Origin of the sequence: Micromonospora sp. WMMA1363, assembly GCF_030345795.1 — a bacterium.
Classification (GTDB): Bacteria; Actinomycetota; Actinomycetes; order Mycobacteriales; family Micromonosporaceae; genus Micromonospora.
On sequence record NZ_JAUALB010000001.1, the window covers coordinates 1,615,186 to 1,633,258 of the forward strand.

Annotated in this window: 10 protein-coding genes and 2 pseudogenes; all 12 read left to right on the forward strand. The window is 73.3% G+C overall.

Translation table 11 applies throughout. The features are described 5' to 3' along the window. Nucleotides 1–43: 43 nt before the first annotated feature. The 12 genes and pseudogenes from QTQ03_RS07485 to QTQ03_RS07540 all read left to right on the forward strand — a co-directional run bounded on the left by QTQ03_RS07485 (nt 44) and on the right by QTQ03_RS07540 (nt 17,994). Nucleotides 44–2,431, forward strand: coding sequence for a CHAT domain-containing protein (locus QTQ03_RS07485; RefSeq protein WP_289280726.1), 2,388 nt, complete (start codon nt 44–46; stop codon nt 2,429–2,431). A gap of 247 nt (nt 2,432–2,678) precedes the next feature. Continuing rightward, nucleotides 2,679–3,311 (forward strand): NADPH-dependent FMN reductase, encoded by a 633-nt coding sequence (locus QTQ03_RS07490; RefSeq protein WP_502889707.1) that lies wholly within the window; start codon nt 2,679–2,681, stop codon nt 3,309–3,311. Between the two features lie 131 nt (nt 3,312–3,442). Then, nucleotides 3,443–3,706: an ammosamide/lymphostin RiPP family protein gene (locus QTQ03_RS30590; RefSeq protein ID WP_502889708.1), complete on the forward strand. Its 264-nt coding sequence runs from the start codon at nt 3,443–3,445 to the stop codon at nt 3,704–3,706. Beyond that, entirely contained in the window at nt 3,700–5,490 is a 1,791-nt protein-coding gene (locus QTQ03_RS07500; protein ID WP_289277356.1) for a hypothetical protein, read from the forward strand. Before QTQ03_RS30590 ends, QTQ03_RS07500 begins: the two co-directional genes overlap by 7 nt. Nucleotides 5,491–5,493: 3 nt before the next feature. Then, on the forward strand, nt 5,494–7,932 hold the full coding sequence (locus tag QTQ03_RS07505) for a lantibiotic dehydratase (RefSeq protein ID WP_289277357.1): 2,439 nt from the start codon (nt 5,494–5,496) through the stop codon (nt 7,930–7,932). After that, nucleotides 7,929–10,220, forward strand: coding sequence for a lantibiotic dehydratase family protein (locus QTQ03_RS07510; protein WP_289277358.1), 2,292 nt, complete (start codon nt 7,929–7,931; stop codon nt 10,218–10,220). The genes QTQ03_RS07505 and QTQ03_RS07510 overlap by 4 nt, the downstream gene beginning before the upstream one ends. After that, on the forward strand, nt 10,217–11,683 hold the full coding sequence (locus tag QTQ03_RS07515) for a hypothetical protein (RefSeq protein ID WP_289277359.1): 1,467 nt from the start codon (nt 10,217–10,219) through the stop codon (nt 11,681–11,683). Before QTQ03_RS07510 ends, QTQ03_RS07515 begins: the two co-directional genes overlap by 4 nt. Then, nucleotides 11,680–13,925, forward strand: a pseudogene (locus QTQ03_RS07520) (lantibiotic dehydratase). Before QTQ03_RS07515 ends, QTQ03_RS07520 begins: the two are co-directional and overlap by 4 nt. After that, nucleotides 13,922–15,176 (forward strand): annotated as a pseudogene (locus QTQ03_RS07525) (metallopeptidase TldD-related protein). Before QTQ03_RS07520 ends, QTQ03_RS07525 begins: the two co-directional pseudogenes overlap by 4 nt. After that, nucleotides 15,169–16,248: a hypothetical protein gene (locus QTQ03_RS07530; protein ID WP_289277360.1), complete on the forward strand. Its 1,080-nt coding sequence runs from the start codon at nt 15,169–15,171 to the stop codon at nt 16,246–16,248. The pseudogene QTQ03_RS07525 and the gene QTQ03_RS07530 overlap by 8 nt, the downstream one beginning before the upstream one ends. After that, complete coding sequence (locus tag QTQ03_RS07535) at nt 16,220–17,323, forward strand: NAD(P)/FAD-dependent oxidoreductase (RefSeq protein WP_289277361.1); 1,104 nt, start codon at nt 16,220–16,222, stop codon at nt 17,321–17,323. Before QTQ03_RS07530 ends, QTQ03_RS07535 begins: the two co-directional genes overlap by 29 nt. Beyond that, the gene (locus QTQ03_RS07540) at nt 17,323–17,994 is read left to right on the forward strand and encodes a VOC family protein (RefSeq protein WP_289277362.1); all 672 of its coding nucleotides are present in this window, start codon (nt 17,323–17,325) and stop codon (nt 17,992–17,994) included. Before QTQ03_RS07535 ends, QTQ03_RS07540 begins: the two co-directional genes overlap by 1 nt. Nucleotides 17,995–18,073 lie beyond the last annotated feature (79 nt).

Sequence of the window (18,073 nt, forward strand, 5' to 3'; positions counted from 1 at the left end):
GGCGGAGACGGCGGGACTGCGTGGTCGGGCGGCCGAGGCCCGGATGAGTCTCGCTCTGGTTCTCGACGAGGCCGGTCATCCGCGGCAGGCGCTGCGGGAGATCGACGCCGCGGCGCCGGCGCTCAGCGGGCTGCCCGCGGCGCGGCTGCAGATGCAGCGAGCACTGATCCTCGACCGGCTCGGCCGTTTCAAGGAGGCGATGGCCGGCTACACCGAGGCGCTGGCCGCGTTCCGCCGTGGTGACGACCGGCTGTGGCAGGCGCGTGCGCTGACCAACCGGGGGGTCCTGCACGCCTACCGCGGCAGCCTCCGCCAGGCGGAGGCCGACCTGCGGGCGGCCGAGCAGGGATACGCGGCGCTCGGTCAGGAGTTGGCCCTCGCCCAGGTCCGGCACAACCTCGGCTTCGTGTTGGCCCGGTCGGGCGACATTCCCGGGGCGCTGCGCTGGTACGACCTGGCCGACGAGTACTTCGCCCGCACCACCCGGCCGGCGATCGCCCTCATGGACCGCGGCGAGTTGCTGCTACGCGCCCGGCTGCTGCCCGAGGCCCGGGCGGCGGCCGAGGCGGCCCTCGACGCCGCACGGGCCAGCAGGATGGACCTGTTCGAGGCACAGGCCCGCCTGATGCTGGCCGAGGTCGCGCTGGCCGATGACGACCGAACGACCGCCCTGGAACAGGCGCGGGCGGCGCACCGTGCGTTCAGCCGGCAGGACCGGCCAGCCTGGGCCGCACTCGCCCGCTACGTGGGGCTGCGGGCCGCCGCCCCGGGTGGGGCGGCGCACCTGAGGCAGGCCCGGTCCGTAGCGCGTGCGCTGTCGGCGAGCCACTGGCCGGTGCCGGCACTCGACGCCCGCCTCTACGCCGCTCGTTTCGCCCTCGACCGGGCGCTGAGCACCGGGCGGTACACCGAGGTGGCAGCGGTCGCCGAGGAGCTGAGCGCCATCCGTGCCGCCAGCCGCAACGGCCCCGCCCAGCTCCGGGCCCGTGCCTGGCACGCCGAGGCACTCCGCCGGGACGCCACCGGTGATCCGGCCGGAGCGCGCCGCGCGCTGAACGTGGGCATGGCGCTGTTGGACCGCTACCAGGCGGCCCTCGGCGCCACCGAGCTGCGGGTGTTGGCCGGGGGGTACGCCCTCGACCTGGCCAGCACCGGGCTGCGGCTAGCGGTGCGCGGTGGCCGAGCCCGAGCGATCCTGCGCTGGAGCGAGCGTTGCCGAGCCGCCGCGCTGCGATTGCCGCCGACCCGGCCACCGGACGAGGCCGAGCTCGCCGCCGATCTCGCCGAGCTGCGTCAGACGGTCGACGCGGCCACCCAGTCGGGTGCCGCGCCCGCGGCCACCCTCCTTCGGCGGCAGCGGGCCATAGAAGAGCGGATCCGCGCGCGGAGCTGGCGGGCGAGCGGCACCGACTCCGGCACCACCAACGGTGTCCCGCTGGACCGGCTCGCCGCTGGCCTCGCCGATCAGACACTGGTCGAGCTGCTCGACGTCGACGGCACGCTGCATGCCGTCGTGGTGAACGGCGGCCGGTTCCACACCCGGGCCCTGGGCGACCTCACCGCCGTCACCGACGAGCTACGGGCGTTGCGCTTCACGCTACGACGAATCCTGCTGGCGCACGGCGCCGACAGTTCCCGGGCGGCCGCCAAGGCGGCGACCGAGTATGCGGTACACCGGCTGGACGCGATGATCTTCGGGAAACTACGCCCGTGGCTCGGCGGCGGCGGACTGGTACTGGTACCGGTTGGCGCGCTGCACGCGATGCCGTGGGCGCTGCTGCCGACCTGCGCCGGCCGGGCTGTCAGTGTGGCACCGTCGGCGTCGGCGTGGCTCACGGCGTACTCGCGGCGCCGGACCGCGCAGGCCGCTCCCGGGCGGTACCCGGTGCTGGTCGCCGGTCCCGGTCTCGCGCACGCGGCGGCGGAGGTTCGTCGGCTGGCCGAGGCGCTCGCCCCGGCCGAGGCGCTTCTGGGCGGGGACGCCACCGCGGAAGCTGTGCTCAAGGCGCTCGACGGCGCTCCGCTCGCCCATCTCGCCGCGCACGGCGAGTTCCGTACCGACAACCCCATGTTCTCGCACGTGCGCCTCGCCGACGGTCCGTTGACCGTGTACGACCTGGAGCGGCTGGCCCGCGCACCCAGCACGGTGGTGCTCTCCGCCTGCGACGTGGGGTTGTCGGCCGTGCACCCCGGAGAGGAACTGATGGGACTCACGGCCGCGTTGTTACACCTGGGGACGGCGACCGTGCTGGCCAGCGTACTCCCGGCGCTGGACTCGGCGGCGCAGGAACTGATGGTGGACGTGCACCGACGGCTGGCCGCCGGTGATCCCCCGGCGCGTGCCCTGGCCGGCGCCCAGGCGGAGTTCGGCGGCGGCGTGGACGCCCGCGCGGCCACCGCCGCCGCCTTCGTCTGTTTCGGAGCCGGCTGACCTCTGGCTCACCCGCGGTGGGCCGGTCGGTCCGAGTCCGGGTCTCGGGTAGCCGGCGCCCAGATGTCGTGGTGGCGACACCGATCCGATGTATCAGGCGGGCACCGCTGCCGCTCTTGTGCGGTGACCGACGCCGTGCGACTGGCCGGCCGGCACGGGCCTCGGCCCGCCTCGGCAGCTGGCCGCACAACGCCGTCATAACGGGTGGTTCCTAGCTTCGACCCCGGCACCCGATGAGAATGAGGTGTTGAACGTGCTCCAGGCAACGAACTCCGACCACCGGGTGGGTGCCGTCGGAGACCACACCGAGGCCACCGGCCCCCTTGTCGTTGGTATCGGTGGCACCATGCGCCCTGGCTCGTCCACGGAGCGGGCCGTCCGGGCGGTCCTGTCCGCCGCGGAGGCGGCTGGTGCCCACACGCTGCTCCTCGGCGCCTCCGCGCTGCAGCTGCCGCTGTACCTTCCCGGCGAGACCCGGCGGACGGTGCCGACCCGGCAGCTCATCGCCGCCGTGCGCCGGGCTGACGGCCTCGTGATCGGCACGCCGGCCTACCACGGTGGCGTCTCCGGGCTCGTCAAGAACGCCCTCGACTACATCGAGGACCTTCGGGAGGCACCGCGCCCCTACCTTCACGGCCGCGCCGTCGGCTGTGTGGTCACCGCCCGCGGACCACAGGCCGCGTCGGCGCTTGCCGGTCTCCGCGCGGTCGTGCACGCGCTCCGCGGCTGGCCGACGCCGCTTGGCGTGACAGTCAACATGGACGACGTCACCTTCGCCTCCGACGGTGCGAGCACCAACCCACACATCTCGTGGCAGCTGGCCACGATGGGCCGGCAGGTCGTCGAGTTCGCCCGTCGGCGAACCGGCGCACTGACCTGACTCGACGGGACACCCGGTCGACCGCTGCGCTGCGGCCCTGTCCCCGATCCGCCACCGCGCGGCCGGGTGGAACGACTTTCCCGTATCCACCGGCCGCCTGTCCGTTCTCCGCCAGGCCGATCAATTCCGGAATGGAGCAGATCATGGAAGACGTCACCCGCCCCGCCGAACCCGCACCAGCGACGGACGCCGCCGCACCCGCATCGTCCGGTCCGCAGTCGCCGAACGACACGCTGGCACCTGCGCCCGTCGACAGGCAGTCAGCGGACCCGCAGTCCCCTGACCCCGACGTGGAAGGGCTTGACGAACTCGACGATGTCGACTTCGACCTCGACGAGGTGGAGAACAAGATCGCTCCACTCGCCCTCGCGTCGACCGAGGCAGTCGGATGGTGACCCCGACCGTCGCCGCCGTCCGGGTCGACGTCAACACCGGCCCCGCCGCATCCTACGCCGGGCTACGCGAATGCCTCGGTGCGCTGCGCGCGGCGGGTGCCGACTTCGGTGACCTGCCGGCCCGGCACGCGTCGGAGTGGGCCGAGCTGTTCCCGGCGGACTGTGCGCGGAACAACCCGCCGCTGCTCGAGGAGATCGCACTCGCACCCTCCGAACGGCGGCTCCACCGAGAGAGCGAGCAGGTGTACCGGGTGCTCTCGGTGGCCGCCGCCGCCCTCTGCGCGGGCACCGCGGAACTGGGACGACCGCTACTGGTCAACGGCGTCGGTGGCACCGATCTGTCGTCCCTGCGTGGCCTGATGCGGGCGGTGGAGCACTCACGGGTCGTCCCCGGCGCCGCCCTGCTGCTGCACGCTCCAGAATCGGTCCGGGCCCCGCTCGGTCGGCACGCCGACTACCGCGCCGAACGGATCCGCTGCCTACGTCGGATGAACGTGCCGATCACCACCGACGACCTGGTGGCGGACCTACCGACGGACACCGAAGCGCGTTTCGAGCCGGTCACCGAGGAAGGCCAGCTCTACCGCCGGGCACGAGACGGTGACAGCTCCGCCGTCGACCGGGTCGCCGCCTCACTGGCCTACTGCCGCCGGGCGTTCTTCTCCGCGAACTGGGAGGGCATGGCGGTCGTGGCCGACGCCGCGATCGACCTGCTGTCCGGGATTCCCGAACCGGCCATCCCGGAGCTGTTGGCCAAGGCCGAGCGCGAGGAGGAACTCGTCCACGCCATCGAGTTCGAAACCGCGATCCTGCGCAGCACGGCCGACATCCGCGGGTTCCTCCTCAAGGTGCTCGGCATCCAGGCCGGATTCCGCGGCGACCAGGAGGCGGCCATCACGGCGTTCCGTGCCATCCGGGAGCGCGGCGACGGGCTCTCACCGGAGATCCGCGCGCAGTCGCACCTGTACGCGGCGCTCACGCTCTCCAAGCGCAAACACCACCTGGCCGAGGCGATCGCCGAGGTCGAGCAGGGATTCGAGGTCGTCCGGGAACGCCCGGACGAGGCCGACAGCGTCCGCCGTGAGCGGGGCTGGCTGCACAACCTGCGCGGGCTGACCCTGTTCGCCGAACGGCGCCTCGGCGCGGCATTCGAGCACGAGAAGCAGGCCCTGGCCTGTTTGGCGGACCTGACCGACGCCAGCTCCGCCCACCTGCGGATCAACCTGTACTCCAACATCAGCGTGTTGCAGGAGAAGGCCGGCAAGCACTGGTCCGCCCTGCGGACCTGGGAGAAGTTCCAGCAGGCTACCGGCTCCTCCAACGCGGGCTTCGCCAAGCACCACGCGTACCGCAGCGCCGGGCTGAGGCTGCTGGTCGGTGACCGCGACGCCGCTCTCGAGGACCTCGACACCACCCTCACCAACGCGGCCGAGCTGAACGACGTCTTCCACCAGGCGGAGGTCCGCCTCGAGCTGGGAAAGCTGCACGCCACGGCGGGTGACCGCGAGGCCGCGGCCGAGGAGTACGTGCGGGCCGAGAACACGGCCCGACTTCTCGGCGACCCCTACCGGATCGCCCTCGCACAGGCCGGGCAGGTGATGACGGGCGGAGCCTCGACCGTCGCCCGGTCCGCGGTGGCGAACGCCTCGCTGAGTCTGACCCGGCCCACCGACGCGGAGACCCTCGCGACGGCGGTGGCCGGCGGGAAGGACCTGGCCGGGCTGCTACCGGCACCTCGCACCAAACTCAACCGCCCCTTCGATCTGATCAACTTCCAGGACTGACCGATGACCGAACAACCGACACGCTGGCAGTTGTATCCGCGACTCCTGCTGCGACGGGCGGGCTTCGGCATCGATCTGCTGACCGTCCTGGCGGACGGCCCCACCCTCGCGGCGGCCGAGAGGTACCGCGGGGCGGAAAGACAGTTCGCCCGCTGCCGTAGCCGGCTACTCGAGGACATCGCCAAGACCGTCACGCGCGCCGACCGGCAGTCGGACCGGGCAAAGCTGCGCGAGTTGTCCCGGGCGCGCAGTCGGGCCGGGCGCGGGCTGTCCGTCGACCGGGGGTCGATGAACCCCGAAGTGGGCCCGGCGGTCCTGGACTACGGCACGGCGCACACCGCGCGGGAACAGGCCGCCCGGCGGCTGACCGACGTCCTTGCCCAGGAGGCGTCGCACCGGCCAGATCGGATCCACGCGCTGCTCGCCGACGATCGGGTGTGCGACGCGCTCCTGCAGCTGTCGCCCTCGTTCCACGGTGAGGTGGTGCGCTGGACGGACGGTTGGGCCCACCGCGGCGGTAGCCAGCAGCGCGGCCGCGCCAAGGACCGCGCCTTCTACCGTCGCGTCTACCTGTACGGGCAACGCCTCGCCGCGAAGAACGAGACGACGAGCTTCTTCGGACCACTGGTCCATGGACGGGTCGACCGCACCGCCGAGGGGATCGGGCTGGGTCCCGAAACGGCCACCGGCGTCCACCTTCTCGAGGCTCAGACCGCGTTCTGGGCCGTCTGCGAGTTGGCACGACACCTCGGCACCGACCCCGCCGTCCGGGATCGGCTGCCGGTGACCTGGGTGCCGTCCTGCCGCCGGCAGGACGGCGGCGCGGCCGGATCGGGCACGATCCACACCGCCGCCGACCGGCGGATCACGCTGTCCGGTGCCCGGTGGGCGCTCGCTCGCGGCGTCGACGACCGGCGCTCGGTGCGGGACCTCGCGGTCGCCGCCGGAGTCGGGGTCGTCGAAGCACGTCACCTGCTGGACCGGCTGCGGCAGGCCGGCGCGGTGCGCCTCTGGCCCGAGCCGCCTTCCACCACCGCCCGGCCCTTGGACTGGCTGGTCTCCTGGGCCGACCGGCACGCGGACGGCACCGACTGGCCGGCCAGGCTACGCCGCCTCGCCGGGCTGGCCGACCGGTACGCGGCCGCCGAGGGGCACCGCGCCCGGGCCACTGCGCTGACCGAGGTGGAGGCGGGCTTCACCGCCCTCACCGCGCGTGACGCCCGCCGCGCGGGCGGCCAGATGTACGCCGACCGGCTGGTGGTGTCCCTGGACGCCAAGGGCGACCAGAGTCCCGTCGTGGTCGGCGGCGACGTCGCCCGCCGCTGGGAGGAACACCTCACCCCGATCCTGGACGTGGCGGCCCGCTACGGCGAACTACACCAGCGGGTCGCGGCGGACCTGTGCGCGGGGATCCTCCGTGCGGCGGGCGCCGACGCCCTGCCCTACGACGAGCTGATCCGGCGGGTCCGGCCGGCCGTCGAGGCGGGCGCCCTGACCGATCTGTCGCATCCGGTCGACGAGTTCACGCGGGCCTACACGGCGCTGGTGCGCTCCGGTCTGCACGGACAGGAGGCGCGGCTGACGCCGGCGGACCTGGTGGCCCTGGCGCCAGATCCCGGCCGCGACCGGTTCGTCAGCCCGGATCTGATGCTGGAGCGCCAACCGGCGGGCCCGGAGCTGCTGGTCCTGGGTGAGCTACACCCCTACGTCTTCGCCTGGGGTTCGCAGGGGCTGTTCTGCGACGACCAGGACCGGATGTTGGCGGATTTCGCCGCGGGGCTCGAGCCGTGGGGTGGTCGCGGTCAGCTCGCCACGGTCATCCGGCGGCGGCGCCACAAGGGACTGGTCGCCGACTGGTTCCCCGGACGATTCATCGAGATCACCTCATTCGCCACGGAGGACCGGGACCGTACCGTACCGCTCACTGATCTGACCGCCGTTCTCGTGGACGGCGTACCGCGACTGCGCACACCCGACGGCGAACTCAGCCTCTACGCCGGCGAGGACGACCACGTCCACCTGCGAGCGTTCGCCGCACCCGGAGTGGCCCTACCACTGGTTCGGTTCGGGAACCTCGCACCCCGGATCCGGGTCGGTGATGTGATCGTGCAGCGGGCCCGCTGGTGGTTCGGCTCCGCCGACCTCGGGGTCGACGCGGTCCGGGACGCCACCGGCGCGTTCCTCGCGGTGCAGTCCCTGCGCGCACGACATGGCCTGCCCCGCTTCTGCTTCGCCTCGGCGGCGCATGAGCCGAAGCCCGTCGGAGTCGACCTGGACAACCCCCTGGCGGTGGACACCCTGGTGGCGATGACGTTGGCCGGCGAGGACCGGACGGTCTCGCTGGCGGAGATGCGGCCCGCACCGGACGCCCTGTGGCTGCGACACGGCGGGAGACCGGTGACCTCCGAATTCCGTATCGCCATGAAAAGAGCCTCGTCGTGACCACACCCACCGACGCCGCCCCGGTCGCCCCCCGCTGGGAGTTGCTGCCGACCCTCGTCCTCCGCAGCGCCGGGTTTCCCTGGCAGCTGGTCGAGTCCCTGGCCTACGAGCGGACCCGGGCGCTGCTCGCCGAGCTGTTCACGCTGGAGCAGCGGGCGGTCGAGGTGGCCGCGCGGCTGCGCCCCGCCGCGCGGCTCACCCGAGGCCAGCAGAGCAAGCTGCGGAACCTGCGGCCGCTGCCCCCCTCGGAGGCGTTCGGCGACGACTGGCTCGCCGCGTGGAATGACGTGACCGAGCAGGTGACGCGGGCCCGGGAGCAACTCCCGCCGACGGTCGAGGCCGATGCGGCGAGGGTCGACGCGGCGCTCACCGAGCTCCGCACCGATCCCCGGATCAACGACGCGATCGTCTGCTCCTCCCCCGCCGTCCACCGTGACCTGGCCCGGGGTGCGACGGGTGGCCGCATCCGCCGCCAGCTCGCCGCGTACGCGCAGCGTCTCGCCGCGAAGAGCGAGACGATGAGTTTCTTCGGGCCGATCAACTACGCTCGGGTCGACGTCGACGCGGATGCCCCGACGATGCTGTCCTGGTCGGGGCATCAGGCGATCCGGGTCCGGCGAGCGCACTGCGCCGCGCGCGTCAACGACGCCGTGCAGGCGTTGGTCCTGGGCGACGACGCGCTGGCCGCGCGCCTGGTCCCGGTTCGCAAGACCAGGTCGGGCCCGCCCCGCGGTGCCGACCCGGCCGCCGCACTGATCAGGGCCGCCGATGGTGAACGCACCGTCGCCGAGATCGCCTCGGCCGTGGGCAGCGAGGTAACGCGGACGCTGGCCGTGTTCCGCGCGGCCGTGGCCAAGGGAGTGCTGACGCACACCTGGTGCCCACCGGCGACGACGGTGGACCCGCTGCGCTGGACGCTCGATCGCATCGACGTCTCCGACGCCGAGACCGCCAGCCGCGCGGCCACCGTCCGGTCCCTGTTGGTCAAGGTACTCGACCTGCTCGACGACTACCCACGGGCACCCGCCGACCGCAAGCTCGTCATCCAGACCGAGGTGGAGGCCCTGCTACCGGCCGGCTCGGGGCCGGCGCACCACAGCCGCTTCTACAACGACCGGGTGATCATCCACGAGGCCGCGGTGGGCACCGCCCAGCTGGAGCTGCGCGGACACCTCGCCCGTGACCTGAGTGACGCGGTCGCCCCCGTCCTCGATCTGCTCGCCCACGAGGCGGAACTGACCCGGGTGCGCACCAACCGGGAGGTCGCGGCGCGCCTCGGCGCCGGCCGGATCCCGCTGGTCCAGGCACTGCGCGCCTGCGCCGACCTGTCCGTCGAGCCCGCCGGGAGGCTCGGCACCGAGCTCGCCCGGATCGTGGCGCGACAGGGGAAGGACGTGGCCGACCTGGACGTGGCGGGACTGCTGTCCGCGGTGCCCCCGCCCGCGGCACCCGTGCTGTGCTCCATCGACGTCCTGGTCGGGGCAGCCAACCTGGCCGACTACAGCCGGGAGACGACTCCACTGGTGCTCGGCGACATCCACGACGCGGCACTGCTCACCCCCTGGGCCCTCCAGTTCCATCCGGACGCGGCGGGACTGTTGGCCGCACGCGACGCCTCGGTACGCCGGGCGCTCGGCGACCAGATCGCCGTCAACGTGATCTCGCGCCGGACGACCGGGTTGCCTCCGCTGGAGTTCCCCGGCGTCGTGCTGGAGCTCGGTGGCACCGCCGCGGCGGGCCGACGCCGGATCGGCCTGGATCAGCTCTGGCTGGACAGCGACGGGGATCGGGTGGTCCTCCGCGGTGATCCCTTCCCCGGGCAGAGTCTGCTGTTCCACAACGGTGAACTCGACACCGCCGTGCACACCGCACTCGCCCTGCCCCGGATCCGCCGACTCGCCCTCCCCGACCTACCGCACGTGCCGCGACTGCGCTGGGGCAACGCCGTGTTCTCCCGACGCCGCTGGATCCTGCCGAGTGTCGAGGTGCGTGCGGCGTCGGCCGGTCAGCGCGAGGCTGACCTGCTGCTGGGGGCGGCCCGGCTGGTCCGGGAACGTGGTCTACCGGATCGGTTCTTCGCCAAGTCGCCGGCCGAACGCAAGCCGGTGTACGTGGACACCGCGAGCCCTGACCTGTTGAAGGGGCTGGCCAGGCTGGCCGGCACCGACGAACGGCTCACCGTCTCCGAGGCCCTGCCCGCGCCGACCGACGCCTGGCTACGGGACGGCGAGCTGCGGTTCGCCTCCGAGCTGCGCTGCGTGTACCTGCGGGGCGGTGGTCGGCGGTGACCCGGTGGTTGGTGCTACCTCCGCTGTTCGATCTGAGTCTCGAACCGGTCCTGGAGCCCGGGGACCACGTGCTGGACCTCAACGCCGACTTCGTCGACCGCCGTACCGGTACGGCCAACCTTCGCGCGTTGTCCACGACGTACGACCGCCACCGGCCCGGCACGGAGGCTGCCGAGCGGGCCACGAAGTCGCTGTTCGTCCGGGCGGCCGCGTCGATCATGAGTCGCGGGGCCTACGACTGGGGCCGGCTGCGGGCCATCGGCCTGGCGTTGCGGCTGTCCGCCGAGACCGACCCGGCGATCCGCCTGGCGGTGGACGACGTGGAGATCGTCGACGGGACCACCGAGTCGGCCGCCGACGTGGTGTCCGCCGCCACCCGAACCGCGCTCTTTACGCCGGAGGTCGACCGGGTCCGCGGCTGGGCGCCCGGAGCCCGGGTGCACCTGCTGGTCGAGACTGACCAGCAGCTGCCGGCCGCCGCCGCGCTCGTGGGGGCGCTGGGCGCCGACCGGGTCGTCCTGTGCGGGCGGTTCGCGGCCGCGCACCGGGCGGCACTGCGGGCGCGGCAACCGTTCGCCGCCGCCGACTTCGAGGACTGGGCTCCGTCCTGGCGGCTCCGGCGGGAATGGGTGCCGGACGGTGGAACCCCTCGCTGGGTACGTCGCGCCGCCGACTGGCATCCGGGCGGCCCCTGGGCCGGCTGGCTGGAACCCGCGCAGGCCGCGCTGCTGCCCGCGCGGGCATGGCGGGACTGCCGCGGGGTGACCCTCACGGTGGCCCGGCTGTCCACCTGGTCGGCGGTGACGGGCACCGATGGCACCCGAACCGACCTGGAGCCGGTACGCGCGGTCGCCGGCGACGACCGGCTGGCCGTCGAGCTGCTGGTCGGCTGCCCTGGGATGGCCGCCGCGGCAACCGGGACCACCGCCCGGCGGCTGCTGTCCGAGCCCGGACCGCGGCTGGCCGGACTGAGCCCCTTCCGGCTGCGTGCCACCGACGGCCAGCCGTACGAGCAGTGGGACGGCGTACCACTGACCCGGTTGGTGTCGCCCGAGCACGATCTGCCGCGCTGGGACCGTTTCCGCACGCCCGGCACGCTGGGCGACGTCGACCGGCACCTCGCCGTCAGCGCGCTGACCGCCGAGCTGAGCGCCGGTAGCGACCTCTATCCCGGGCGGCTCGCCTGCTGCGTGCTCGCCCGCCGGAACCAGCCTCCGCCGATGTGGGAACCGTCCGCGGCGGTCGTCGCCGAGGACGGGCCGGGGCCGGACGGGCGCGGGCCCGGAACCTTCGTGGCGAATCTGCGGACGGGCGGTGCCTTTCGACTGCACCCGAAGCTGACGCCCGTCGTCGACCGGTTGGCGACCGGCGACGCGGGCGTGTGGAACCACCTCAGCGACACGGTCCGTACGAAGCTGTCCGGTCAACTGATCCGGGCCGGCGTGATCCGGAGAACACAGTGAACAGACAATGGCGAATCGGGCGCGAGTTCATCCTGCGCCACGCGGGAATGCCGTTCGACTGGTTGGAGGAGCTGGGCGCACCCGGTCCGCTGCTGGAGCTGGCCGACGAGGTCATCCGGCACGAGGACACGCTGCTGGCCCTCGTGGACAAACGGTTCACCGGTACCCGGGCCGCGACGGTGCGTGCCGACGTGCGACGCGGCCGCGTCGACCAGCTGCCGCGGTCCGCTGGACCGGGCTGGGGCGAGGCGGTGGACGCCTGGGGCGACGCGGTGGCCCGGTACGTCCTCGCGTACCAGTCGGCGGACGAGCAGGCCGGCAAGCAGCTGCGGGATCTGCTGGCCACTCCCGAGGTGTCCGAGGCGGTGTTCCTGTCCAACCCGGACGTGTACCGCAACATGCTGCAGCTGCTACTGGCACACAGTGGGATGCTGACCTCCCGCTGGCGCCGGGTGCGCCGGCAGATGTACACGTACGTGCAACGGTTCTGCGCCAAGAACGAGACCGTGAGCTTCTTCGGCCCCATGGCGTACGGCTCGGTGCGTCCCGGCGGCGGCGCCGAGCTACGCGGGGACACCCCCCGAGTACGGCGGGTTTTCCTGTCCCACTGGGCGGCGCGCGCACTGGCCACCGCCATCGCCCGGGACTCCGCGGTCCTTCCGCAGCTCAGGTTCCACCCCACCGGACGCGGTGACGCCGCCGCCGAACCGCTACTGGCCCTGGTGGCTCCCGGCGGCACGGTCATGCGGGAGCTGATCCACCGCTCGGGGCAGCCCGCCGCCGAGGTGGCCCGGACGCTGACGGGGCTGGTCGCCGCGCAGAGTGTCACGATCGGTCTCGGTGGCGGTGACTACGACCTGGACCCCCTCACCACCCTGCGGGAACAGCTCGCCGCACTACCTGCCTCGCACGCCCGCGACCAGTGGCTGGCTCGACTCGGTGACCTCGCCACTCTCCTCGACGACCTGGCCGGGCAGCCGCTGGAACGCAAGATCGCGACGGTCGCCGCTCTGGAGGCACGGTTCACCGAGATCACCGGCCGGCCGGCCCGCCGCGGTGCCGGCGCCGCCTACGCCGACCGGGCCGTGTTCTTCGAGGAGTGCGCGTCCCCGTTCTCCCTCAGCGTGGGTGCCGACCTGGTCCGGCGCTGGGAGGAACAGCTCGCCCCGGTGCTCGAGGTGTGCGTCGCGCACGGCCGGGCCACGCAGTCCGCGGCGGTCGCCGCGGTCCGGGACAGCTTCGCCGGCGACGGACAGGAGGTGGAACTGGACCTGCTCGAGTACGCGACGCGCGCCGCCGCGCACCGCTCGGACTCCACCAGCACGTTCCAGGCGACCCACGCGCCGAGCTACCCGGGGGCGACTGGCGGGCCCAGGTGGCGCGACTCGCCCGGGAGGCGACCGCCCTCGACGGTGACCGCTACGCGATCGTCGACCTGTGCCCGAGCGCACCCGACGCCGCCCGACTCGACGACGCGCCGCTGGTGCTCTCCCGCGCCCATCACCATCTGCTGGTCGACAGCTGGCTCGGGACGATGCACCCGGACCCGCCACGCCTCGGCGCGGACGCCGCCGAGTGGGTCGCGCGGCAGGACGGCGCGGTGGTCGGCCTCGACTTCGGCCGCCGCAACAAGGGCTACTACCGCTTTCCCGGCCGCGAGGTGGCGATGCGACCGCTCTCCTGGACCGACGAGGACCGGACGGATCTCCTGAAACCCGAGGATGTTCGGGTCCGCATCACCGGTGAGGCGGTCAGCCTGCGGGACCCGGACGGCCGGGTGGTCACCGCATACGTACCGCTGAGCGACTTCGTCAAGTACGCGCCCGTCGCCGCGCTGTCGCATCCGCAGGTGCTCCATCCCAGCTTCACCACCACGAACGGCGCACAGCCCGAGGTCGCGGTGGGGTCCGTGGTCCTGCAGCGGGACCGGTGGCGGGTGGCCACGGACACCCTGGCCGCTCCGGAACCACACGCGCGTTTCCTCGGGCTACGCCGGCTGGCCCGGGACACCGGCGGGCGGTTCGTCTTCTGCCGCAGCGCCCACGAACGCAAGCCGTACCTGATCGACCTCGCCTCGCCCCTGGCGGCCGATCTGGTCGGCCACGTCACACGTGCTGCCGACGAGATCGACGTGGAGCGGATGTCGCCGGGCCCCGAAGGTCTGTGGCTACGCGACGCGGACGGCCGGCGCTACACCAGCGAGCTGCGGATGCAGGTCGTCGGCGAAAGCGGGCGGGCATGACGCGCACAACCCTGTTCAGTGAACACTCGCTGCGGCTACGCGCCGACGTCCGGCCCGACGGCACGATCGGGGTCGCACGTTCCACCGCCCGCGGCATGAGCATGGAACGACACCTCGAGGACGGATTCACCGAGCACCACTTCGCCGACGGCGACGACCTGCTCGCCGCCAGGATCGTCGCGGCGGACGCCCAGGCCGCCGCCGCGCTGCGTGAGGTCCAGGACCGGCCGGTGTTCGACCTGACGGCGCGACGCGCTCACCGCGATCGCCGCCGAGACCGGCGCCGACATCACCCTCGGCGTCGCCCAGCAACACGTCGCCGCCGGTGGCCCCGACCACGTCCGGGCGACGCAACGGCTCGTCACCACGCTGCTCCTCCGGCTGAGGGGCGACGACGGCACCAGCCACACCCAGTCGTTGCTGTGGGACCAGCCGGACGACGACGTGTCGGCGTTGCTGCCACGGGCGGTCCGGACGGCCACCGACATGCGTGACCGGCTCGCCCTGCCGCTCGCCGGTGACCTGCCCCCGGACGCCGACCTCGTGTTGCTGCCAGGATTCGCGGGGGCGTTCTTCCACGAGATCGTCGGCCATCCCATGGAAGCCGACGTCGTCGCCTCCGGCACCAGCTACCTGGGCGTGCGTCTCGGGCAGCCGGTGGCACCGCCGTGGCTGACAGTCGTCGACGGTGGACAGGTGGCGGAGGCTGGCTACCGGAGCCCGTTCGACGACGAGGGCACCGACTGCGAGACGGTACGCCTGATAGCCGGCGGCACGGTGGGTCGACCGATGACCGACCTGGCCCTGGCCGGTCGCGTCGACGCGACCGCCTCAGGCCACGGACGCCGACAGAGCTACCGGCACCCCGCCATCCCGCGCATGACACACACCATGGCGCTGATCGAGCCCGGCATCGAGGTCGAGCCGCCGGCGGGCGACTGGATCGCACCTCGTGGGCTACGGCTGGAGATGATGAACATCGCCTCCGGCGCGTTCGCCTTCCACGCCCCCCTGTCCGTACTGCATCGGGCCGACGGCGGCACCTCCCGGCTCGGTCCCCTCCGGATCGTCGGGAACGGGGCGCGGGTGCTGGCCGGTATCCGGCCCTACGCGCACCGGGTCGCGGGATACCTGCGGGCCACCGGGGGCTGCGGCAAACTCGGGCAGTACCCGGTCCTGGTGTCGTTCGCCAACGCGGGATTCCGGCTCCCGGCGGGTCTGGTCGGCCTGCGGGCGGTGGCCGATGCGTGAGACCCGTCTTCGCGCCTCCGGACTGCTCACCCCCACCCCCGCCGGCCCGCGGGTGACCGTGTCGCTGGACACCGTGCACCTGCGCCGCGACGCCTCCGGGCGCGTCACCGGCTCCCGGCGGTCGACCGGATCCGTCGCCGACGAGGCGGCCAAGGACGTGGCGGTGCTGCTCACCGACGTCGCCGCGCGGATCGGCGCGACCGTCGACGGGCTGCAGAGCGCGGTTGCCACGGTCGACGAGTGGCGCGACGGCGCCGGCCTGCCGGTGGCCAGACGCGGTGACCTGCTGGCCCGCGTCGAAACCGCCGGCGGGCCCGTCCTGCTCGGCACGGTCGGGTACGGCGAACCGTCCGGGCTCGTGCCGGCCCTGCCGTGGGGCGACCTGGCGGGACTGGCCCGAGCGCCGGACGCCGGGCCACCGGACGACTGGCGGCAACGGCCGCTCGTCCTGTCCGCCGCGCCCACGGCTGTGCTGGTTGCCGGGGCGGCGTTCTCCCTGACCTCCCGCGGCGGCCGGGAGACCGCCCAGCGACTCGCCGGTCGCCGTGTTCTCCCCGCCCTGACCGTGCGTGACCTGCCGGCCGCACCTCCCGGACACGACCGCGACGACCTCGGCAATCCGGCCGAGACCAGGACGCTGGTCGACGCGGGACGCATCTGCCCGCCGCCGCCGTGGCACGAGGGCATGCCGCGTGGGCGTGCGGTCTGGGACCACGACGCGGCGGCCTGCGGCCCGCCGCCGCTGGCCCGGCTCGACCTCACCGGGCCCGACCTGGCAGTGCCCTCCGGCGCCGTCGAACTCCTGTGGTGTGTCGAGGGACTGCAGCGCTACCACGGTGACGGCACCGTCCGCCTCCGCTGCGTGGCCAGGACCACCGACCGCCCCGACGACCGGTTCCTGGTCGTACTGCGGGGCCGACCCATCCACCTGCTGCGCCAGGCCCGTGGTCTGGCCGGCTCCCGTACGGCTGTCTACAGCGACAGCGACGTGACCACCCGCTCGCTGGTACTGGCCAGCGCAGCCGAACTGGAAGGTGCAGCACATGCCGTCGTCACCGTCCGCACTCCCTGACTTCGCGCTCGTCGGCGGCGGGATCGTCGGGGCGTGCCTGGCGGAGGAACTGAGCGGCCAGGGCGCCTCGGTCCTGGTGCTCGACTCCGGAACCGAATCCGGGCACGCCACCAACCGCGCGGCCGGAGTGGCCGTTCCCTCGCTGCGCTACCTCAACGACCGCGAGTTCTACGGCTGGCTGCGGGCCGCGAAGCTGGACCTGGACGCCGACGTGGCGCGGCTGGAACCGCGGTACGGCGCGTTCAGCGTGGCCCGGCCGGTCCTGCGCGCCCTGCGCGAACCAGACATCGACACCTACGGCGGCCTGCTGGACGAGGTTGGGGTCGGCACCTGGATCGCGGGCGACGAGCTCGCCGCCGCCACCACCGGCCTCAAGCTGCCACCCAGCCGGCGCTACCTCCTCGCCGAGGACGGTCTCATGGTCGATGGTCGGGGATACCTGGACGCCGTCCTCGGCCGGTGCCGCGACCAGGGAGTCACCTGGCAACAGGGATGCACGGTGCGTGAGGTACGCGAGGACGGACGGGCGACGGCGATCCGCACCGACGACGGGACGCTGCACGCCGACCGCGTCGTGGTCACCGCCGGGGCGTGGAGCTCCGGCAAGGGCCTCGCCGAGTCCACCGGAGTCCGGCCGCAGCGCGGCCAGATGGCGGTGCTGCGCACCGAGGAGACGTTGACCTGCATCCTGTCGTCCGCGTACTACCTCGCGCCCGGCGTCGGCGACGACGTCATCGTCGGGGCGACCGAGGAGGACGCCGGGTTCGTCAGTCACGTCACCACCGAGGGCATCGGGCAGTTGCTGCGGTTCGCGACCACCGCCATGCCCGGCCTCGCCGACTCCGTTCCCGTGGAACTGCGCGCCGGGCTGCGGCCCGTCTCCGACACCGGCCGGCCCGTGGCGGGAGCCGTACCCGGCCACGACCGGGTTTTCGTCCTGGCAGGGCACGCTGGTCACGGGTTGCTCTCGGCCCGCATGTCGGCCAAGGGCATGGCGGCGGGTCTGCTCGCCGACGACTGGGACGCCCTGCCGCGCAGCATGTGCCCCGCGCACGCCCGGGGAGGCGTCGCGTGATGCGCATCGACCACGTGATCCTCGGGGCGCGGACGGTCGCTCCCCTGCGGGACCTGCTGTGGGATCGGTACGGCTTCGGCATCACCGACGGCAGCCCCAATCCGGACGGCACGGCGAGCTGGATCGTGCCCTTCGACACACCCGACGTCCAGTACCTGGAACTCCTGGTCACCCACGACGAGCGGGAGCTGGCCGGCAGCGACTTCGGCCGACTGTTCCTGGAGCGGACCGCGGCTGGGCCGGCCTTTCTCAACTGGGCGGTTCTCACCGGTGACATCGAGGCCACCGCACGGGAGGTGGAATGTGTCACCGGCACCGATCCCGGCCTGTTTCGAGGTGAGTCCGTACGCGCGGACGGCCAGCGAGTGCCCTGGGCGGAGGCCGCGTTCGAGCTCTCGTGGCGCAGCCGGGTCCTGCCGTTCTTCCTGAGCTACGGAAATCCCGCGGCCCGTGCCGGCCGGGTGGCCGGTGATGTGCGAGCGGCCGGACATCGGGTGCGGCCCACCTCGGTGCGGCGTCTGGTGACGGGCCCGGCCCAGGAGCGGCCCTGGGCGCGACGATGGCCGGGGTTGGCCGGGCTCCCGATCACGATCGACGTCGCAGCGGACCCGGGAATCGTCGCGGTCCACGTCGACACCGGCGAGGGCGAGACCGTGGTACGGCTGCCATGAGGCGCGGACGACCCGCCCCGCACCGGGTCGACGGACCCACGGCGACGGCGCACCGGCACCGCCGCGACCAGGGTCCGGC